The following is a 20,220-nucleotide window of genomic DNA, read 5'->3' on the forward strand; positions in this document are numbered from 1 at the left end:
ACATCGCCGAGAGGAAGTCACATGGCGGAAAAGCGACGGGGTTTGGGGCGCGGCTTAGGAGCTTTGATCTCCAGTGCACCCAGCAGCGGCGAGGCGTCTGAAGTTTCGGACGGAGGTACCGCGGATCGTTCAGTGCACGCTGTGGCCGGAGGCGACTCGACGGCCGAAGCCCAATCCGTTTCACGTGAAACGCTACGCACCGAGTCGGAACCCATTGGCGACTCTCGGGCCTCTGGCACGCCCAGGATGGGCTCAACGTGGTCTGAGGGGGCCGATGTCGGCGCCATCTCCGATGAGTCTCCTGTGGAGGTCACGAGGGCATCTGAGCGCAAACCTGCCCTGAATGCAGCTGCCGATTCTAAATTCCAAGCTCCGACGGCCAGCGGAGGGAAATCTGCTGATCGCAAGACGCGTCCGGTGGATATGTTCTTTACGCCGGGTAAGTCCGCCGGAGATTCACTGACAAACGAGAAGCCAGCAGCTAGCAACGGCGCTGGCGATGACGCGCGCGCCGAAACCCGTTCACCGCGGACAAAGGCAACTGGAAAGCGTCCTCAAATGCCGGACTTCATCGGCGAAGTGCGTGGACGTGGTTCCGACGGTGCACGGTCACGATCTGAAGTTGATTCGTCAGCAGTCCACGAGACGACTGCGGGCATTTCTGGGCCTTCCGAGGACAGTGCGCGGACTTCATCTGCGGAGGAAGCCGATCGTTCGAGCGACTCGGAAGTTTCACGTGAAACACTCGTCGCCGTTCCGGGCGCTTCCTTTGCCGAGATCCCGGTGGACAAAATCCACCCGAATCGGAAGCAACCTCGCACGGACTTCGACCAGGAGGATATGGCAGAGCTTGTCCACTCCATCAAGGAAGTGGGCCTGCTTCAGCCGATCGTAGTCCGCCCGTCCCCTGAAGGCGGCGATGCAGCTTATGAACTGGTCATGGGTGAACGTCGTTGGAGAGCAACCCAGGAGGCTGGCCTCACAACGATACCGGCCATTATCCGTGCCACCACGGACATGGATCTTCTCCGCGACGCTTTGTTGGAGAACCTCCACCGTTCCCAGTTGAATCCGCTTGAGGAAGCGGCAGCGTATCAGCAGCTTTTGCAGGAATTTGGATGCACCCAGGACGAGTTATCGGAGCGGATTGGTCGGTCGCGACCACAGATTTCCAATACGATACGTCTCATGAAACTGCCGGCACTGGTGCAGCGACGTGTTGCAGCGGGAGTCTTGAGCGCTGGACACGCGCGCGCACTCCTCGCGCTGGCCGATGTGGGCGATATGGAACGGCTTGCTCAACGTATCGTGAATGAGGGGCTCTCTGTCAGGGCCACCGAAGAGATCGTCGCGCTCAGCGATGGACTCCGTCGGCCGGCCAAGGAATCGTCGCCGCGGACGACGGCTCGTCACGAGCGCCTGGATTTTTTGGCTACGTCACTCTCAGATCGCTTGGACACCAGCGTAAAGATCACGTTGGGGGCAAAAAAGGGCCGCGTCAGCATCGAATTCGCCAGCGTCGACGACTTGAACCGCATCATGGGCGTCATTTCTCCCGGTTCGCCCAACTGAACGATCAACAAGAGAGCGAATCGGTGGGTGTGTTTCACGTGAAACACTCCCACCGATTCGTAACCGGTTCGTCTTCGGCGTTTGGTCCGAGAATACCCGTCAGCGGGATCCGCGCCTGGACAGTCCGCCCACTTTGATCCGGGCGTCTCATGAATTTGTTAGGGATGATGACCGCACATACCAAGCTTGTAGTTCAAGAGTCTGGTTAACCATGGTTATGGTCTTCACAGACTTAGTTTGCTCGGTGTCGCGTCCGGCCCCCACACAGACTTGATTTGGCCTACAATCCGGTATTGCATCACTTGAAACACGGCGATATTCGAAAGTCGCGACCCCGCGCGTCATGGCGTTGTGTTTCACGTGAAACTATCGACGAATCTCCGAGAATCTTTTGCGGTGACGCCGTCCTTGGGTCAAAGTAGGCGTGGCCGACGGCGCGAATGCGTGTTTTTGTGCCGTTCTCCACGCTAAACACTCTGCGAACTTCTAACTCGAGACGAAGACTATAGTTCTAGATGACAGCCTCGAGGGACTCCTGTTCACGATGGGCGTCTTTGCATCAGATCAGTCGGTTGGGACGACTGCTCGGTGCATCCGTGATCTGGCCAGAGTACAGCGGTCCCCCCTGATGCCGCGGGACACCCGTGTTTCACGTGAAACCGTCGCAGCTTCCATCGCGTTACACGTTTTGAACGCTCCATTGATCGCCGCGTATAGCGTAGAGGTCAGGGCACATTGCGCGTTGGAAGCGTCGTGATCGCGCGCACGGACGATGGCGGGCAAGCGGTTACCGTGTTGTGATGCTTTGAGCGGGTAAGTACAAGCGACCATTGAAATCAAAGGCGCCTTGTTGTGCGATGCGTCCATGCTCGCCTTCCACGACGGTTGGGCGTTGTGGCTGCAAAGTACCAGACCGCGCTCCGTCGAGTAGCGGTGCTCACTCGATGCTTTGCCGCCCATGTGCTTTTCCTAGTCTGCTAGAGAAGTGCGTCTCGTATCCAGGCGCTTCATTGATCGAGTGTGGAGACGCGGTGATCTCCCAAAAACGGGTCCCCTCGAACCCGCCGTTCCTGGATTCTGAACCCCATGCCTTCCCGTGTTTCACGTGAAACCATATGATCCAGCGGTGAGGGGTTTCGAAGATCCACCGATCCCCGGCACGGAGTCAATCGCAGGTTGCGATACCGACCGAGGTTTTGTACTGCCGTAATGGCTCGGGTGAATGGCGCATGCGTGAGCAGAACAATCGCATTCGAAGCGGAGTCTCAATGCCGCGGTGCAGGCCGGCGCGGACTCAGGGTCTATCAAAAAGCTCGAGCTATATGGTCAGCGCGAAGCGAGACGCGAGGAACTGGCGTCCGTGGCGGCGGGTGGTCCGGCCGTAGCTTGATGACAAGTATCACTGCCTCGGCGCAACGTCCGTGAGCGGAATATAGTTAGAGAACAAACCAAAACGTTTGTAATACGTGGTTAGTTTGCTGACAGGGCGTCTGCCCGGGCAGAGCCAGGTCTCTGGACCCGGCAAAAGCACCTCGACGCAGAAAGGGTCCACACCGGTTGCTCCGGTATGGACCCTTCCTCCGGACGTTTGGGTCCAGAAGCAATTTCACGGATTAGAGGTAGGCCGCGAATTCCTGTTCGATGACTTGCTTTGGCTTCGCTCCGATCGAACTGGCGACGTGCTCGCCGCCTTGGAACACGAAGACGGCCGGAATGCTGGTGATGCCGTACTTCGCGGCGATGGCCGGGTTGTCGTCAACATTGACCTTCACGACCTCGATCTTTTCCGCATGCTCTGCGGCAATCTGATCGAGGATCGGGGACAGCTGGCGGCACGGGCCGCACCATTCTGCCCAGAAGTCCACGAGTACCGGCTTCGCGGAATCGAGGACATCGGTCTGGAAAGTGGCGTCGGATACGTCCTTGGCGTGGCTCATGTGCATGGCCCTTTCTGGTTGGTTCGACTACAGGCTTGCGCCGGCTGTCTCTGTCTGGGAGGAGTGGAGATCGGAAAGGAAATGCTCGACGTCCAGGGCGGCTACGCAACCCGAACCGGCAGCAGTGACCGCTTGACGGTATGTGGGATCGATGACGTCGCCCGCGGCAAAGACACCGGGGATGTTGGTCTTGGATGTACGCCCCTCGACGGCGATGGTCCCCTCCGCCGTCAGGTCCAACTGGCCCTTGACGAGCTCGGTTCGTGGATCGTTGCCGATGGCGACGAACACGCCGGTCACGGGGAGCTTGGACGCCGTCCCATCGACGAGGTTGCGCAGTTTGATGGCCGTGACCTTCGCATCGCCCTCGAAGCCCTCCACACCGGTGTTCCATACGAACTCGATCTTCGGGTGCGCGAGCGCCCGGTCCGCCATGATCTTCGACGCCCGAAGCGTGTCCCGGCGGTGAACGACGGTCACCTTCGAGGCGAACTTCGTGAGGAACAGAGCCTCCTCCATGGCCGAGTCGCCACCTCCGACGACGGCGATTTCCTGGTCCCGGAAGAAGAAGCCGTCGCACGTGGCGCACCAGGACACGCCGTGGCCCGACAGACGCTTCTCGTCCGGCACACCGAGTTCGCGATACGCGGACCCGGTGGAGACGATGATGCTGTGGGCGCGGTACGTGTCCCCATTGGCCAGAACGACGGTCTTTACCTCGCCGCCCAACGCGGCGGAGGCGACGTCCTCGAACAGGATCTCGGCGCCGAAACGCTCGGCCTGGGCCTGCATGTTGTCCATGAGATCCGGCCCCATGATCCCGTCGCGGAAGCCCGGGAAATTCTCCACGTCCGTGGTGTTCATGAGTTCGCCGCCGGCGGTCACGGAACCCGCGATGACCAAGGGGGAAAGATTGGCGCGGGCGGTGTACACGGCGGCCGTGTATCCCGCGGGTCCGGAACCGACGATGATGACGTCGCGGATGTCATTGGTAGTCTCAGTGGCCACGCTCGGTGAACCTCTCTGTAGGTCCAGGGAGCATGGTGCCCTCCGGATCGGTGATCGAGTCTGCCCTGCACAACGAGCCAAGGCATGCCGGTATTCCCGGCCGGTGTCTAGGAGACTTTGATCTCCGCGACCTGTAGGCCGTATGGCCGCGAGTTGTTGGAGCCGGACGCCAGACGAGGAAGCTCCGTGACGTTGATGAACACATACTGGGCCTTGGCGGGACCCCCGTCGTCACCCGCGACGGGAACGGTGACGGTCGGTCCGGTAAAGGAGCCCGAGGTGATTTCCCGCGCTGATCCGAGGTCGTTGGTGTCGCCGATCCGGATCTCGAATGCGCCGCCGGTGCCGTTAAGCCCCGACAACTCCACCGACGAAACGTCGGACTCCTCCTCGAGCTCCACCACCAAAACCATGTTCGACGCGAACCCGCCAAACTGCGGCTGCGTGAACGAATACGACCGGTACATGCTGCCCTGGCTCCCGTCGATCGCGTTGACGAGAGTCGCATCGGTTTCCGCATTCAGCGCCTGGTTACCCGGAACCAGACGCGAGAGACCGGTTATACGGGGTTCCACCACGGGGGCTTCGGACGATTCGGGGGCGGCGCTGGACTCCGCGGATCCGCCTTCGTTCTCGTCCTCGCTTGCGGCCGGCGCGGAACTGGTGCCGGCCACCGGCCCGGGTTCCTCACCGGGACCGAGGTTGTTGAAGGCGAACACCACCGCGACGATCAACAGAATCGCCAACACCGCGCCAACCAGAAGGCGCGTGCCCTTCCTGCCGCCGGAGGAAGCGTCCTCGTATTCGTCGTCCGCATAATCCGCAGTCTCGGCCGGATCCTGGAAAGAGCGGGCCCCGGCGGGAAAAACGGACGCCTTGCGCAGGCCGCCGTCCTCCGCGGGGGGTGAGCCCGGCGCACCGGCACCGGCACCAACGCCGGCGGCACCAGCTGCACTGGCGGCAGCCGTCCCGGCCGTTGGCGGGGTGTTGGTGTCGTCGCGTGGTTCGTGCCGGTGACTTGGCGCCTCGTCGGCAGCGAAGTCGTCGGCGTCGTAAATCGAAACCTTGGAGGACGTCGGGTGGGCCGCGGCGGGGGGCTGGGGGGCCTCGGGCTGCGCCTGCGTCGCCGCGCCATGGTCGGCAGGGGACGAATCCGCGGCGGAGCGCGGGGCCTCCGTGGGCCGCGGGGGAACACGCGCGGCGGGGTCGGCGGCGCCTGCCGCGCCGGCACCGGAAGCCGTGGCGTTCGCCGCCGCCGCGGCGCTCGCTCCAGCGGCACCGGCCGCCCCGCCTGCGGCCGCACCACCCGTTGCCGCGTCGTCGCCCGAGCCCGGCGCGTTCCGGCCCTTGGCGAAACGGGATTTGAAGCCGGACAGGCGGTCCGTGAGGTTGATTTCGGGGAGCCGGTCGATCATGCCCGGACGGTTCTGCTCCTGGGCGCGCAGTTCCTCGTAGTACTCGTCGTCGTCCTCGTAGACGTGCGGCTCCATGGAGCGCGACTCGCCGAAGATCTCGGAACCGAGGGTGTCGGTGTAGAACGGCTCCACGAAGGGTTCGTCGCGCTGAATTACGAGGTCCAGCAGGTCCGCGGGCGCCGCGGTGTTCGTGATCAGGTAGGTGGTGCCGTCGGAGATGCCGAGGTCCAGGACCTGCATGGCGCCATAGCGTTCCCCCGTGGCGATCTCGCGGGCGCTGGTGGCCACCTGGCTGGCGTTCTCCGCGGATGCCACCAGGATGCTGACCTCGCGGTTGAGAACCTGATCGGTCCCGTCCAGGACCACGTCGCCGTCAGCGGAGGCCAGAACCACGCCGGAGACCTTGTAACGGCCGCCGAGAACTGTTCCGACATCGATGGGCTGCGACACTATTGACTCCCGGGATTGGATGGTGGGTGCGGTTGCACCCGTCTCAGTTGCTCATACCATGCTACCGGTGCGCGCGCCGCGACCCACGAAGCCATGGTCCCTATCGGCGCGAAAGGCGTCCCAGATCCGGAATTCGGCGGGCCAGTGGGCCCAGGAACTCCTCCAGCTCCGGTAGGCGCGCGGCCCGCAACAGCAGCAGGAAGACTACCAGCATGACCGAACCGACGACGGCGATGCTCACCACGGCGTTCGGAATGCCGTCCCAGGGGTAGCCGTCGCTGTAGCCTCCCATCAGCCAAAGGACCGCCGCCCCCACTGCGCCGGCCGCCGCCGCCATCCAGCCGATCCGGATGTAGGTGCCGGCCACCTCGGACGTTCCGTAGTCGCCGTACCGGCGCACCACGAGGACGTGGGCGAGCACGGCGGACAGGACGTTCGTCAGGCCGTACAACAGGGCGATGCCCACGGCGATCCGCGTCGCGGGCAGGAATGCAGCCATGGTGTACGCGGCGGCGAGTCCGACGGCGGCGATGGTCGTCTGGATCAGCATCGGCGTCTTGGTGTCCTCCTCGGCGAAGAACACCCGGATGAGGAAGAAATGGATGCTCTTGAACGGAAGCCCCAGGGCCGTCAGGACCACGAGCTGGCCGATCGCTGCGCCCGCAGCCGCGGCCGTGCTGCCCGTTCCGCCGAAGATCCTGCCCACGGGGCCGGCCAGGACGATGAACGCCACCGAGGCGAAGACAACCGGCACCGCAGTCGTCCGTAGTCCGCGCGAGAGCAGGGGCCCGATCGCCTCGCGATCGCCGTCCGCGAAGGACCGCGACAATTCGTTGAACAGGACCGTGGCCAGCGACAGCGCGAAAATCGAGTGCGGCAGCACGGTGATGAGCTGCGAGGTGTTCAGCGCGTACTCGCCCGCCACCGAGGCGCCGCCCGAGTCCAGGGCCGCACGGGCCGGCGTCGCACTGGAGACCAGGCGTGCGTAGGCCAGAGACGCGACGTTGCCGACCGTCATCGAAACCAGCGTCCAGACGGCGAGGCGCCCCACGTGGCGAAGCCCCATGCCGCGCCACCCGAATCTCGGGCGGATGTGCAGTCCCATCCGGGCCAGCGGAAGGAACAGCACGAGCGCCTGGAGCGCTATCCCGAGCGTCGACCCGCCGGCCAGCAGCAGCGTCTGTTGCCGTGTCCAGGAGGCGAAGGGATCGTCGGTGCCGCCATAGGCGCCGAAGAGGGCCATGTAGGTGCCGATCACGGCTATCTGCACCACATTGTTAACCACCGGGGCCCACATGTAGGCTCCGAAACGACCGTGGGCGTTGAGCACCTGGCCCACCACGGCGTAGACGCCGTAGAAAAAGACCTGCGGCAGGCTCCAGTAGGCGAACGCCGTGCCCAGGGCCAGCATGGAAGGCGTCCAACCCTTGGTGAGTAGCGTGATGATGGGCCCGGCGAGCAGGGTCAACAGGACGGCGAACCCGGCCATCACCACCACCGTTAGCGTGATGAGCCGGCTGGTGTAGTCGGAGCCACGGTCCGCTTTCTTGGACGCCTTGATCAGCTGAGGCACCAGCACCACGTTGAAGATGCCGCCCGCGAGCAGCATGAAGATGATCGTGGGGATGATGTTGGCTTTTTCGAAGACGTCGGCAACGGTCGTGATGGAGCCGATCGCGACGGCGAGCAGCGCCGTCCGCACGAAGCCGAGGATCCGCGAGACGAGCGTACCGGACGCCATCAGCGCATAGGCCCTCGAGTGCCCGCCGGAGGCCGTGGGGGTCTTGCTAGTCGACATGCTGTGGAAGGACTTCCCGCGCGAGGTCGGCGATGCGGCGCTCGTTGGGGAAGGACAGACGCTTGCCGAGCTCCGCGATGGGGACCCACGCGACGTCGACGGCCTCATGGTCCGGATCGTTGTCGATGGTCAGTTCCCCGCCGGTGGCCCGCAACAGGAAGTGGTGCACCGTCTTGTGCACGCGGTAGCTGGTGACGGTGAACCAGTAGTCGATGCTCCCCAGCGGTGCCAAGACGCGCCCGGCGATGCCGGTTTCCTCCTCGACCTCGCGGACGGCGGCTTCCTCGTTCGTTTCCCGGCCCTCCGGGTGGCCCTTGGGAAGACACCATTCCAGGCGGCCGCCCCTGTTGTAGCGCGCGATGATCGCCACGGGCAGCTTTGGCTTGGAGGTGTCCACAATGACCCCACCGGAGGAAACCTCCTCGACGGTGGGGAGCGCGTGGTGTCCCGGCTGCGGCTGCGCGTGCGCCATTGACGCAGTCAACGGCGTGCGCTTCGGGGCGCTGGGAACTGGATGGGCCATGCGCTCCACTCTATCTATGTTTCGCGCGGCACCGTGTTGTCCCCACGCGCGGAGAGGCAACACGGCCCCGAGCAGGCCGAACGGGTGAAAGTCTGGCAGGGTTAAAGCACTATGCAGCAGCTTCCAGACCCGACTGCGCTCACCGCGCTCCTGCCTCCCGTCGTCTTCGACCTGGCGCGCCGCTTCACCGACGCCGGACACGAGCTCTCGCTCGTCGGCGGACCCGTGAGGGACCTGTTCCTGGGCAGGGTCTCGCCGGACCTGGATTTCACGACGGACGCGGACCCGGACCAGACCCTCGCGGCGGTCGCCGGATGGGCCGACGCCACATGGGAGGTCGGGCGTGCCTTCGGGACCATTGCGCTGCGGAAGGGCAACGACACCATTGAAGTCACGACCTATCGTGCGGACGCGTATGACGCCGATTCCCGCAAACCGGCCGTCGCCTTCGGCACCTCGCTGAGCGACGACCTATACCGGCGCGACTTCACGATGAACGCCATGGCCCTGCGCCTTCCCTCGCTCGAGCTCGTCGATCCGTTCGGCGGGTACGAAGACCTCGCCGCCGGCGTCGTCAGGACACCCGGCGCCCCGTCGTCGTCCTTCTCCGACGACCCGCTGCGAATGATGCGCGCCGCGCGGTTCGCCTCCCAGTTGCGCGTCGCGGTCGCTCCCGAGGTCAGCCAGGCCATGACGGACATGGCCGCACGAATCGACATCATCTCCGCTGAGCGGGTCCGGGACGAACTCGTCAAGCTGGTCTGCGGCGCCGATCCGCGCACCGGGATCGACCTGCTCGTGGAGACCGGCCTGGCCGACCGGGTCCTGCCCGAGGTCTCCGCGCTCAAGCTGGAGGTGGACGAGCACCACCGCCACAAGGACGTCTACCAGCACTCGCTCCAGGTACTCGAGCAGGCCACCGAACTCGAGACCGGACCGGACGGTCCCGCGCCGGCCCCCGACTTCGTGCTACGCTTCGCGTCCTTGCTGCACGACGTCGGCAAGCCGGCGACGCGGCGCTTCGAACCCTCCGGCGCGGTCACCTTCCGGCACCACGACGCGATCGGCGCCAAGCTGGTCAAGAAGCGGATGCGCGCCCTGCGCTTCGACAACGAGACCATCAAGTCGGTGGCACGGCTCGTGGAGCTTCACATGCGCTTCTACGGCTACGGCGAGGCCGGATGGTCCGACTCCGCGGTGCGCCGGTACGTCACGGACGCCGGACCCCTGCTCGAACGGCTGCACCGGCTGACCCGATCGGACGTGACCACGCGCAACCGGCGCAAGGCCGAGCGCCTCGCCTTCGCGTACGACGACCTCGAACACCGCATCGCCGAATTGGCGGAGCGGGAGGAGATGGAAGCCATCCGGCCGGATCTGGACGGCCAGGCGATCATGGGCATTCTGGGGATCTCCCCGGGGCCCGTGGTGGGATGCGCCTACCGGTACCTGCTTGAACTGCGGCTCGACAATGGACCCATGGACCGGGCGGCCGCCGAGGCGGCGCTCACGGCGTGGTGGCTGCAGCAACCCGAATCATCAACCGAGGAGACCCAGTCATGATCGAACTTCCCCGCCTCTGGCTAGTGCGCCACGGCGAGACCGAGTGGTCGCGCAGCGGCCAGTACACGGGCCTGACGGATTTGCCCCTCACGGCCGAAGGGGAGGTGCAGGCCCTCGAAACGGGGCGGAAGCTGGCGGCGGTCCGCGAGGCGGGAACCAACTTCGGCCTGGTGATGACCAGCCCGCTCCAGCGGGCGCGTCGTACGGCGGAACTCGCCGGCTTTCCCGACGCGGACCAGGTGCCCTGGGCTCACGAATGGGACTACGGGGACTATGAGGGCGTGAACTCCGCGGACGTGCGCGCCGAGGATCCCGCGTACCTCATCTGGGACAACGGCGTGCCCAACGGCGAGACCCTGGAACAGGTCGGGGCCCGCGCGGACAGCGTGATCGACCGCGTGCGCACCGAGCTCCACTCGGGCGGAGACGCGCTGCTGGTGTCCCACGGCCATTTCAGCCGCGTGTTGACCGCGCGCTGGCTCGGCCTGGACGCGAGCTACGGACGGCACTTCGTCTTGGGTACGGCGCAACTGTGCCGGCTGGGCTGGGACAAGCGGTCGCCCGCCGTGGAGGCCTGGGGGATCTGACTCGGGCACGGCGTGTCGTACGCGACGCGCCGGTTGGTATCTCAACAAGCTGAGAAAATTCGGCGCAGACGGTGGCTTTCCGGCGTCGTACTGTGTAGCTTGAAATCGGTGATTGAGAAAACTCAATGCGAGCTCTCGATCAGCGGACAATATTGGAGCCGGTTAGCCGGCCTGTTCACCTAAAAGGAGGTGGGATTCGTGATTACTGAAATGGAATTCAGAGGAGTGTTTAGCACTCCGGCCGGCACCGGCCACCGAGCCCGTGCAATCGCCCCCGCCTCTGGAACAGCGCTCCGCTAAGCGCACACCGGCCGTCTGCCGAAGACGCTGCTCCCGAGGCCTCCCGCCTCAGAGGTTCCCCAGGAAGAGCAGCGATGTCCGCAAAAACCAGCACCAATTCGCCGACCCCGGCGCGTTCCGCCGAGTTCATCTTCTCCGGTCCGGACGTACTCAGCCCCAGGCCGGCGAACCGCACGGTCCCCGTGCGGACCCTGTCCCCCCGCCGTCGCGAAGGGAGGTGAGAGGAATGCGCAAGGATCGCCGAGATCCACGCCAGGAGCGCACCACCCGGTTCAATCCGGAGCCGCGCCAACGCACCGAGGCACAGTTTCCCCTGGAGATGCTCTTCCGCATCCGGTAGGGCACGCAGCCGGCCCAGCCGGCCAGATGAGCGGCCCGCCACAGGAGGACGAATGGCCAATTTCCACTTACCGACCGCAAAGCCCGCCGGCTTCACCGGCGGGTTTTGCCGCTTAAGATAGCTTGGTTTCCACGGCGGCCGATAGGGCGGCCGAGAACCGACGCGGCCACAAGCCGAGAAGGCCAAGTGATCCCATGACGACGACGTCATCCACCGACCAAAGCGACCTCGCCATCGCCGGCCGCGCCACGCTCCGGCCCATCGCGGAGATCGCCGCGGCGGCCGGCATTCCCGAGGACGCGCTGGAGCCCTACGGTCGACACAAGGCCAAGATCGACGTCGGCGCGCTGCTGCCGCGGGACGCCGCGCCGGGCAAGGTAGTTCTGGTGAGCGCCATGTCCCCGACGCCGGCGGGCGAGGGGAAGTCCACGGTCACGGTCGGGCTCGGGGATGCGTTGGCGCGGGCCGGCCGCAGCACCATGATCGCGCTTCGCGAACCCTCGCTGGGACCCATCTTCGGCATGAAGGGCGGCGCCACCGGGGGCGGATACTCCCAGGTGCTGCCCATGGAGGACATCAACACACACTTCACCGGAGATTTCCACGCCATCACCAGCGCCAACAACCTGTTGATGGCGCTCGTGGACAACCACATCCACCAGGGCAACGAACTCGGGATCGATCCGCGGCGGATCACGTTCCGCCGGGTCATGGACATGAACGACAGGGCGCTGCGGTCCATCGTGATCGGACTCGGCGGCCCCAGCGAGGGCGTTCCCCGGGAAGACGGCTTCGACATCACCGTGGCCTCCGAGGTCATGGCGGTGTTCTGCCTGGCGGCGGACCTCGCGGACCTCAAGGAGCGGCTGGCCCGGATGACGGTGGGCTACGGCTACGACCGGCGGCCGATCACCGTCGCGGATCTCGGTGCGCAGGGCGCCATGGCGATGCTCCTCAAGGACGCCATCAAGCCGAACCTCGTTCAGACCATCGCCGGCACTGCGGCGCTGGTCCACGGCGGGCCGTTCGCCAACATCGCGCACGGCTGCAATTCCGTGATCGCCACCAACACCGCGCGGAATCTGGCGGACATCGTGGTAACCGAGGCCGGGTTCGGCGCGGACCTCGGCGCGGAGAAGTTCATGGACATCAAGGCGCGCTGCGCGGGATGCGAGCCCTCCGCCGTCGTGCTTGTCGCCACGATCCGGGCGCTGAAGATGCACGGTGGCGTTTCGAAGGACGGCCTGGCCAACCCGGACCCGGAGGCGGTACACGCCGGGCTCGCCAACCTCGAACGCCATGTCCGCAACGTCCGGAAGTTTGGCATCGCGCCCGTCGTGGCGCTGAACCGCTTCCACAGCGACACCGAAGAGGAGCTGTCGCTGGTGTTGGACTGGTGCGCAGGACACGGCGTGGAGGCAGCCGTTGCGGACGTGTGGGCGTCGGGCGGCGCCGGCGGCGCCGAACTGGCGGCGAAGGTACTCGCGGCGATCGAACGACCCACCGATTTCCGGCACCTGTATCCCTTGGAACTGGGCGTGGAGGAGAAGATCGCCACGATTGTGCGGGACATCTACGGCGGGGCCAGCGTCGAATTCTCCGTCCAAGCCAGGCGTCGGCTGGAGGAGATCCGTGCCAACGGCTGGGACTCCCTTCCGGTGTGCATGGCGAAAACGCAGTATTCGTTCTCCGACAACCCGGCCTTGCTCGGTGCGCCCGACGGCTTCACCGTGCACGTCCGGGACCTGATCCCCAAGACGGGTGCCGGCTTCATCGTTGCCCTCACGGGGACGGTGATGACCATGCCGGGGTTGCCCAAGGTTCCCGCGGCCATGCGCATGGACGTGGACGCCGACGGAAACGTGGCCGGACTCTTCTAGGACGCACCCGACGAGACGGGGGTCTTGGCGGACTTGGCCAACCCGACCCCGCACCCCTTTAGCTGAGGGGCGCGGGGATCGCGGCTACGGTTCCTAGCGTTCGATGTCGCCGCGGATGAAGGCCTCGACCTTCTCGTGGGCGATGTCGTCGTTGTACTGCTCGGGCGGGGACTTCATGAAGTAGGAGGATGCGGAGAGGATCGGGCCGCCGATGCCGCGGTCCAGGGCGATCTTCGCGGCGCGGACTGCGTCGATGATCACGCCGGCGGAGTTCGGGGAGTCCCAGACCTCGAGCTTGTACTCGAGGGAGACGGGGGCGTCGCCGAAATTGCGGCCCTCGAGACGAACGAACGCCCACTTGCGGTCATCCAGCCACGCGACGTAGTCGGACGGGCCGATGTGGACGTCGTCGGCCCCGAGCCTGGCCGAGGTGTTGGAGGTGACGGCCTGGGTCTTGGAGATCTTCTTGGACTCGAGTCGGTCGCGCTCGAGCATGTTCTTGAAGTCCATGTTGCCGCCGACGTTGAGCTGGTATGTGCGGTCCAGCGTCACGCCGCGGTCCTCGAAAAGCTTTGCCATGACCCGATGGGTGATGGTCGCTCCGATTTGGGACTTGATGTCGTCGCCGACGATCGGGACGCCGGCGGCGGTGAACTTGTCGGCCCATTCCTTGGTTCCGGCGATGAAGACCGGCAAGGCGTTGACGAACGCGACGCCGGCGTCGATGGCGCACTGGGCGTAGAACTTGGCGGCGGCGTCGGAGCCGACGGGGAGATAGCAGACCAGGACGTCGGCGCGGGACTCCTTGAGGGCGGCGACCATGTCGACGGGCTCGGAGTCGGACTCAACGATGGTCTCGCGGTAGTACTTCCCGAGGCCGTCGAGGGTGTGGCCGCGCTGGACGGTCACACCGGTGGGGGGGACGTCCGCGATCTTGATGGTGTTGTTTTCGCTGGCGAGGATCGCCTCGGACAGATCGAGGCCCACCTTCTTCGCATCGACATCGAACGCCGCAACGAACTGGACGTCGTTGACGTGATACTTGCCGAACTGGACGTGCATCAGGCCAGGGATCGTCGCGTCCGGGTCGGCGTTCCTGTAGTACTCGACGCCCTGAACCAGTGACGTGGCGCAGTTTCCCACGCCGATTATTGCGACCCGAATGGGGTTTCCCGACAATGTGACTCCTCAGCAGAAATTCATGAAACGCGGCCGGGGGCCGCGTTAAAGCCTTCACGAGTCTAAATGAACGGATCCCCAACTTTTATTCCTTGGAGGTGCGACAAAAGCGCATTCAGACGGGCGGCACTCCGTGTCCTGCCGCTACCGGGGAGCAACTCCGTCCGCCGGTGCCGACGTGATGCCTCGGGATACGGTTGGGACCCGCGCGCAACGTAGGCTGAAACACATGGCGCAACCACCCAAGGATCCAGGGCACCGGCCGTCCCTCGGGCCTGTGCGCATCACGGTGCCCAGCCGCAACGATCCGCTGCTCCGCCGCCTCGTCGAGGTTATCGGCGGCCCGCTGGGTCGCCACGCCGACCCGGGCCGCGTCTCCCCGGGGTTCTGGACTGTCGAGCGGGTGCTGGTGTTGCTGACCGTGGTCGCCGCAGTCGTGGCGGTACTGGCCAAGAACATGTGCCGGACGCTGGGGTGGGGCGGATCGAACCCGTACATCTGGGCCTGCTATTCCGACTGGCCCGCCCTGTTCCACGCTCGGGGGTTCGCGGAGAACGCGTTTGCGCCGTTCGCGGCGGGGGCGCAATTCGAATACCCCGTGCTGATGTCCGTCGTCGCCAGCCTCACGGCCTTTCTGGTGGTTCCGGGCGAGTACGACCGGACCCTCGCGTACTTCGACATCAACCTGTTCTTCGTTTTCCTGCTGTGGATCGTGACGGTGCTGGCCACCGCTCGAAGCGCCGGCAGACGACCGTGGGACGCCGCGATGGTGGCGGTGGCGCCCGGAATCATCCTTGCGTCGAGCATCAACTGGGACATGTGGGCCGTGGCCCTGTTGGCGCTTGCCCTGCTGGCCTTCGCGCGCAACGAGTCCTTCCTCGCGGGCGTGCTGGTGGGGCTCGGGGTCGCCATGAAGCTGTATCCCATCCTGTTCATCGGTGCCGTACTCGTCCTCGCGTTGCGGACGGGCCGCGTCAAGCCACTGGTCGTGACCGCGGGCGGGGCCGCGGCGTCGTGGTTGGCCGTGAATCTTCCGTTCATGCTCACCAACTTCGATGCGTGGCTGCATTTCCTCCGATTCACACGCGAGCGCGAGGCGGGGTTGTCCTCCCTGTGGCACGCGTGGAACGTGGCCGCCGGGGTCCTGCCCGGTGTGCCGAACCTGGGTGCGGACACGATCAACTCGGCCGGCTTCTGGCTCTTCGCCGCCAGTTGCGCGGGCATTGCGGTACTTGGCCTCACGGCGCCGCGGCGCCCCCGGATGGCGCAATTACTGTTCCTGACCGTTGCCGCGTTCGTCCTGTTCAACAAGGTGTATTCGCCCCAGTTCGTGGTGTGGCTCATTCCCTTGGCGGCGCTGGCCTGGCCCAGATGGCGCGACTTTCTCCTCTGGCAGCTGGTCGAAGTGCTCCACTTTTGGGCGATCTGGATGTACCTCTACGCCTCCACCGCGGACATCCAGCCACAGAATACGTTCCCCGAGGCGTTTTACGTCTACGCCGTCGTCGCCCATATGTTGGCAACGGCATATATCATGTACTGCGTCGCGCACAGCATGATGCACCCCGAATTCGATCCGGTCCGACGCGTCGGCCAGGACGATCCGCAAGCGGGACCCTTCGCCGGGCTTCCCGACGGCGGCCTCCGGGCGCTCTTGGCCGGGCGCAGAGTAGGGAACTACTCCTGAAGGCGTAGGGCGGCCCACCGAAGATCATCCGCAGGGGCGGCTCCCGCGCGCGGCGACCTCCGTAGTCTGGGAACATGATCCAGGCGAGCTCCCTAGCCAAGTCCTACGGCGCAAAGCATGCCGTGGATGGCATAAGCTTCAGCGTCGAGCCCGGCCGCGTCACTGGATTCCTGGGGCCAAACGGCGCGGGGAAATCCACCACGATGCGCATGGCGATGGGACTCGACCGGCCCACGTCCGGCCAGGTTACCGTCAACGGAAAGCGCTTTGCCGAACACGCTGCCCCTCTACGGGAGGTCGGGGCCCTGCTCGAGGCCAAGGCGGTGCACAAATCACGCAGCGCCAGGAACCACCTCCGGGTCCTGGCCGCGACGCACTCCATCCCGGACCGCCGCGTGGACGAGGTGATCGAATTGACCGGTCTCGGTGCCGTCGCACGCAAGCGCGTGGGTGGTTTTTCGCTGGGAATGGGCCAACGGCTGGGCATCGCCGCGGCCCTGTTGGGGGACCCGCAGACACTCATTCTGGACGAACCCGTCAATGGGCTCGATCCCGAGGGGGTCCTTTGGGTTCGCAACCTGGCGCGCGGCCTCGCGGCCGAGGGCCGCACCGTGTTCCTGTCCTCGCATCTCATGAGCGAGATGGCGGTGACCGCGGACCACCTGATCGTGATCGGCCGCGGACGCATCCTCGCGGACGCCCCGATGGCGGAGATCCTGAATGGGCGGGATTCCGCACGCAGCCGCGTCAAGACCGAGCAACCGGACGAGCTCTTTAGGGCGCTCGCCGCTCCGGGCGTCCAAGTCACGCTCGTCGGAGGCGACACGCTCGAGGTCACGGGCATCCCTCCGCGGGACATCGCCGGTCGCGCCCTTGACCGCGGGATCCTGGTCTACGAACTCACGCCGCTGGTGGTCTCCCTTGAGGACGCGTACATGGATCTGACCAAGGACGAGGTCGAGTACCACTCCGGAACCGCGGGAAAGCAGGCGCAACCATGACAGAGACGATGGTGCGCAACACGAGTTTCTTCCGGGTCCTCAGGTCGGAGACCATCAAGTTCACGTCCGTGCCGTCCACGCCGGTGCTCATCCTGTGCACGATGGCAGTGATGGTGGGCTTCGCGGCCCTCAACGCCTGGGCGATCGGTTCGTTCTTCGAGAACGCGCCGGGCAACGCGGACATGGCCGCGGGAGCGGACGAGGTCCAGGCCGCCGCGGACAGCGTCGCTGCCGGCGGAGTGGTCTTTGCCCAGTTGATCATGGGATCGCTGGCCGTTCTGGTGATGAGTTCCGAATTCGCGACGGGCATGTCGCGGGCCACCTACGCGGCGGTTCCCAAGCGCTATCCGGTGTTCCTGGCCAAGGCCCTGCTGGTGGCCGCTGTTTCGTTCCTGGTCGCCGCGGTGTCCATCCTGATTGCGTATCTGGCCATCGGCCCCATCACGGATCACTACGGGATCCCCTTGGACTTCGCGTCGGAGGGGTTCCAGCGGAGCCTGTGGGTATCCGCCGCCTACGTGGGCGCCATCTCGTTGATCGGCTTCGCCCTCGGCTCGCTGCTGCGGAACTCCGCCGGCGGCATCGTGACACTGGCCGGGTTGACGTTCGTGGCTCCGATCGCCTTCGCCCTGCTTCCGGGGGAACTCGTCGCGAAGACCGCGCGGTTCTTCCCCGACTCCGCCTACACCAACCTCCTCGCGGCGCAGACGGCGCCCGACGCCCTGGAGAAGTGGCAGTCGGGGCTGGTGCTCGGCCTGTGGGCCGCCGTCCCCTTGGCCGTGGCCGGCATCGTGGCCCAGCGCCGCGACGTGTAGCGGCCCCCCGACCCGCCGCGGGGACACGGAACGAACGGCCGTCGTCCCCGCGGCCCACCACCAATCGCCGACCGCGAAAGCTAAGCTCGCACCATGATCACAGAGCGGCCTCACGAAGGCTCGGGAACCCCCGACGCCACCTTCGCCGAGCTCGCTCAACGGCGCCGCGGACCGCTCATGCACTACCTGAGGAACCATCCCCGCGTGCTGGACGCCCTGGTGTGCGCGGGTTACCTGGCGCTCACGGTCACGCCGATGGTCGCCACCGGGCCGGAAGCACGCCCACTCGAGATGGGAGGTGCGGTGCTCATCGCCATCGTGCTGTGGTTCCGGCGCCGGCGGTCTCTCCTGGTGCTGGCCATGGTGTTTGTGCTGGAGGCCGTGGCGCTCTTCTCCAACCCGATTGAGAGTCCCGCGGGGGTTGGGCTGTGGATCGCCCTCTATACCGCGGCCACCAAATATACTGCCAGGCGCATGTTCCCACTGGCCGTCCTGATCAGCGCCATGGAGACGATGACGCTGATGGCGTGGGTCGATCCCACTCTCCTGGGTCTGGAACCCGCCGCAGTCCCCACCGGCGAGGAGCGCACGCCACTGATGCTCGGATTCATCGCGGCGCTGATCCTCGCGCTCAACCTCACCTGGGTCGCCGTCGGAGCGATGGTTCGCAACAACAGGCTGCACGACGCCGAGTTGGCCAATTGGGCCCGTCGCGTCCAGGCCTTGGCCCAAACCTCGGAACGCAACCGCATCGCACGCGAGATGCACGACGTGGTCGCCCACTCGCTGTCCGTGATGATCGCGCTGTCCGACGGCGCCGGCGTCGTGCTCAAACGCGATCCCCAGAGGGCGGCCGGGGTCCTGTGCGAGCTCTCCTCCACGGGCCGGAGCGCGCTGGCGGACATGCGCCGGGTGATCGGGGTGCTGCGAGACGGCTCCAACGCGCCCCTGTCGCCCCAGCCCGCCACGTCCTCGCTGCGCGAGATGCTCGAGGGGTTCCGGGTCGCCGGACTCCCGTTGCGCGTGAGTCATACCGGCCCCGAGCTACCCCACGATGCCGCCCTGCAGTTGACCGTCTACCGGATCGTCCAGGAGTCGCTCACCAACGTCTTGCGCTACGGCCGGGACGTGACCCGCGTCGACGTCGGAATCGAGCGCGACGGACAAACCGTGCGCATCAAGGTTGCCGACGACGGGCAGTCGGCCGGATCGGCGCGCGAGACCGTCGGCAGCGGCCAGGGGCTCCAGGGCATCGCCGAGCGGACCGCCATCTACGGGGGGTCCGTCTACGCGGGGCCCGGCCCGCGGGGCGGTTGGGTGGTCCACGCCATCCTGACCGCCCCGGACGTCGAAACCACACCACGATCCTTCCAGGGGGAACCGAAAGATGACCAAGCAAACGGACGCTGACGGCGGGTCCGCTCAGGCCTCGCCGGCCGAATCGGGTCGGCCTATCCGGATCCTGCTCGTCGACGACCAGCCACTGCTGCGCATGGGGTTTCGGCTGATTCTCGAGGGGGAGGGTGATCTCCGCGTGGTCGGAGAGGCGGGTGACGGCGAGGAGGGCGTCGCCAGCGCGGCGTTGTTGAGTCCGGACGTGGTTCTGATGGACGTGCGGATGCCGAAAATGGACGGCATCGAGGCCACCCGTCGCATCGCCGCCGCGAATGCGGACGCCCGAATCATTATCCTGACCACGTTCGATCTCGACGAGTATGCGTTCGCGGGCCTGCGCGCCGGGGCCTCAGCGTTCCTGTTGAAAGACGTCGCACCGGACGAGCTCGTCGGCGCCGTCCGGCTGGTCGCCAGCGGCGACGCGGTGGTGGCGCCGCGGGTCACGCAGAGGCTCCTGGAAACCTACGTGCGCGCCTCCGGTGCCGATGGCGGGCCCACGCGTGACGACGCCGGCGCGCGGGCGGTCGCGGCGGAACGCGACCCGCTGCTCCAGGACCTGACGCCGCGGGAACTAGAGGTCCTCGGAACGATCGCCGAGGGACTGTCCAACGCCGAAATCGCGCACCGCTTCTTCCTGTCGGAGGCCACGGTGAAGACGCATGTGCGGCGGATCCTGATGAAGCTGCACCTGCGCGACCGCGTGCAGGCGGTGGTGTACGCCTACGAAACCGGCCTGGTCGTGCCCACCCAGGGCCTGGACTACTAAGGGG

Annotated in this window: 15 protein-coding genes; 9 read left to right on the plus strand and 6 right to left on the minus strand. The window is 65.8% G+C overall.

All coding sequences use genetic code 11. The features are described from left to right. The first annotated feature begins 423 nt into the window (after positions 1-423). Entirely contained in the window at positions 424-1,572 is a 1,149-nt protein-coding gene (locus ACHAAJ_RS10115) for a ParB/RepB/Spo0J family partition protein (protein WP_435728074.1), read from the plus strand. A gap of 1,613 nt (positions 1,573-3,185) precedes the next feature. Here ACHAAJ_RS10115 and trxA read toward each other — a convergent pair. The 5 genes from trxA to ACHAAJ_RS10140 all read right to left on the minus strand — a co-directional run bounded on the left by trxA (position 3,186) and on the right by ACHAAJ_RS10140 (position 8,703). After that, positions 3,186-3,509: a thioredoxin gene (gene trxA / locus ACHAAJ_RS10120; protein ID WP_435728013.1), complete on the minus strand. Its 324-nt coding sequence runs from the start codon at positions 3,507-3,509 to the stop codon at positions 3,186-3,188. 27 nt (positions 3,510-3,536) lie between these two features. Further along, positions 3,537-4,517 (minus strand): thioredoxin-disulfide reductase, encoded by a 981-nt coding sequence (trxB, locus tag ACHAAJ_RS10125; RefSeq protein WP_435728015.1) that lies wholly within the window; start codon positions 4,515-4,517, stop codon positions 3,537-3,539. Between the two features lie 107 nt (positions 4,518-4,624). Further along, on the minus strand, positions 4,625-6,382 hold the full coding sequence (locus ACHAAJ_RS10130; protein WP_435728017.1) for an ABC transporter substrate-binding protein: 1,758 nt from the start codon (positions 6,380-6,382) through the stop codon (positions 4,625-4,627). A 100-nt stretch (positions 6,383-6,482) separates the two neighbouring features. After that, positions 6,483-8,180, minus strand: a complete 1,698-nt coding sequence (gene murJ, locus ACHAAJ_RS10135; protein ID WP_435728018.1) for a murein biosynthesis integral membrane protein MurJ — start codon at positions 8,178-8,180, stop codon at positions 6,483-6,485. After that, positions 8,170-8,703, minus strand: a complete 534-nt coding sequence (locus tag ACHAAJ_RS10140; RefSeq protein WP_435728019.1) for an NUDIX hydrolase — start codon at positions 8,701-8,703, stop codon at positions 8,170-8,172. The genes murJ and ACHAAJ_RS10140 overlap by 11 nt, the downstream gene beginning before the upstream one ends. Before the next feature lie 111 nt (positions 8,704-8,814). On the opposite strand from ACHAAJ_RS10140, the gene ACHAAJ_RS10145 reads away from it, so the two are divergent. The 3 genes from ACHAAJ_RS10145 to ACHAAJ_RS10155 all read left to right on the plus strand — a co-directional run bounded on the left by ACHAAJ_RS10145 (position 8,815) and on the right by ACHAAJ_RS10155 (position 13,373). Further along, positions 8,815-10,266 (plus strand): CCA tRNA nucleotidyltransferase, encoded by a 1,452-nt coding sequence (locus tag ACHAAJ_RS10145; RefSeq protein WP_435728020.1) that lies wholly within the window; start codon positions 8,815-8,817, stop codon positions 10,264-10,266. After that, a complete protein-coding gene (locus tag ACHAAJ_RS10150) occupies positions 10,263-10,853 on the plus strand; it encodes a histidine phosphatase family protein (RefSeq protein ID WP_435728021.1) in 591 nt (196 codons plus the stop codon). The genes ACHAAJ_RS10145 and ACHAAJ_RS10150 overlap by 4 nt, the downstream gene beginning before the upstream one ends. Positions 10,854-11,687: 834 nt before the next feature. Continuing rightward, positions 11,688-13,373: a formate--tetrahydrofolate ligase gene (locus ACHAAJ_RS10155; RefSeq protein WP_435728022.1), complete on the plus strand. Its 1,686-nt coding sequence runs from the start codon at positions 11,688-11,690 to the stop codon at positions 13,371-13,373. A 93-nt stretch (positions 13,374-13,466) separates the two neighbouring features. On the opposite strand, the gene ACHAAJ_RS10160 is transcribed toward ACHAAJ_RS10155, so the two are convergent. Continuing rightward, positions 13,467-14,552, minus strand: a complete 1,086-nt coding sequence (locus tag ACHAAJ_RS10160) for an inositol-3-phosphate synthase (protein WP_435728023.1) — start codon at positions 14,550-14,552, stop codon at positions 13,467-13,469. 229 nt (positions 14,553-14,781) lie between these two features. On the opposite strand from ACHAAJ_RS10160, the gene ACHAAJ_RS10165 reads away from it, so the two are divergent. From ACHAAJ_RS10165 to ACHAAJ_RS10185, 5 genes are all read left to right on the plus strand, one after another. Then, positions 14,782-16,239: a glycosyltransferase family 87 protein gene (locus ACHAAJ_RS10165; RefSeq protein ID WP_435728024.1), complete on the plus strand. Its 1,458-nt coding sequence runs from the start codon at positions 14,782-14,784 to the stop codon at positions 16,237-16,239. Positions 16,240-16,313: 74 nt separating this feature from the next. Then, complete coding sequence (locus tag ACHAAJ_RS10170) at positions 16,314-17,240, plus strand: ABC transporter ATP-binding protein (protein WP_435728025.1); 927 nt, start codon at positions 16,314-16,316, stop codon at positions 17,238-17,240. Next, a complete protein-coding gene (locus tag ACHAAJ_RS10175; protein ID WP_435728026.1) occupies positions 17,237-18,055 on the plus strand; it encodes an ABC transporter permease in 819 nt (272 codons plus the stop codon). Before ACHAAJ_RS10170 ends, ACHAAJ_RS10175 begins: the two co-directional genes overlap by 4 nt. 93 nt (positions 18,056-18,148) lie before the next feature. Next, on the plus strand, positions 18,149-19,465 hold the full coding sequence (locus tag ACHAAJ_RS10180) for a sensor histidine kinase (RefSeq protein ID WP_435728027.1): 1,317 nt from the start codon (positions 18,149-18,151) through the stop codon (positions 19,463-19,465). Beyond that, positions 19,443-20,216, plus strand: a complete 774-nt coding sequence (locus ACHAAJ_RS10185) for a response regulator (protein WP_435728028.1) — start codon at positions 19,443-19,445, stop codon at positions 20,214-20,216. Before ACHAAJ_RS10180 ends, ACHAAJ_RS10185 begins: the two co-directional genes overlap by 23 nt. Positions 20,217-20,220: the final 4 nt, after the last annotated feature.

Source organism: Arthrobacter arnarulunnguaqae (genome assembly GCF_051262515.1).
Taxonomy (GTDB): Bacteria; Actinomycetota; Actinomycetes; order Actinomycetales; family Micrococcaceae; genus Arthrobacter_N.

Coding starts and splice junctions, on each gene's coding strand:
- ACHAAJ_RS10155 (WP_435728022.1), top strand. CDS start 11,688: ATGACGACGACGTCATCCACCGACCAAAGCGACCTCGCCATCGCCGGC.
- ACHAAJ_RS10115 (WP_435728074.1), top strand. CDS start 424: ATGTTCTTTACGCCGGGTAAGTCCGCCGGAGATTCACTGACAAACGAG.
- murJ (WP_435728018.1), bottom strand. CDS start 8,180: ATGTCGACTAGCAAGACCCCCACGGCCTCCGGCGGGCACTCGAGGGCC.
- ACHAAJ_RS10150 (WP_435728021.1), top strand. CDS start 10,263: ATGATCGAACTTCCCCGCCTCTGGCTAGTGCGCCACGGCGAGACCGAG.
- ACHAAJ_RS10165 (WP_435728024.1), top strand. CDS start 14,782: ATGGCGCAACCACCCAAGGATCCAGGGCACCGGCCGTCCCTCGGGCCT.
- ACHAAJ_RS10175 (WP_435728026.1), top strand. CDS start 17,237: ATGACAGAGACGATGGTGCGCAACACGAGTTTCTTCCGGGTCCTCAGG.
- ACHAAJ_RS10140 (WP_435728019.1), bottom strand. CDS start 8,703: ATGGCCCATCCAGTTCCCAGCGCCCCGAAGCGCACGCCGTTGACTGCG.
- ACHAAJ_RS10145 (WP_435728020.1), top strand. CDS start 8,815: ATGCAGCAGCTTCCAGACCCGACTGCGCTCACCGCGCTCCTGCCTCCC.
- ACHAAJ_RS10180 (WP_435728027.1), top strand. CDS start 18,149: ATGATCACAGAGCGGCCTCACGAAGGCTCGGGAACCCCCGACGCCACC.
- ACHAAJ_RS10185 (WP_435728028.1), top strand. CDS start 19,443: ATGACCAAGCAAACGGACGCTGACGGCGGGTCCGCTCAGGCCTCGCCG.
- trxA (WP_435728013.1), bottom strand. CDS start 3,509: ATGAGCCACGCCAAGGACGTATCCGACGCCACTTTCCAGACCGATGTC.
- ACHAAJ_RS10170 (WP_435728025.1), top strand. CDS start 16,314: ATGATCCAGGCGAGCTCCCTAGCCAAGTCCTACGGCGCAAAGCATGCC.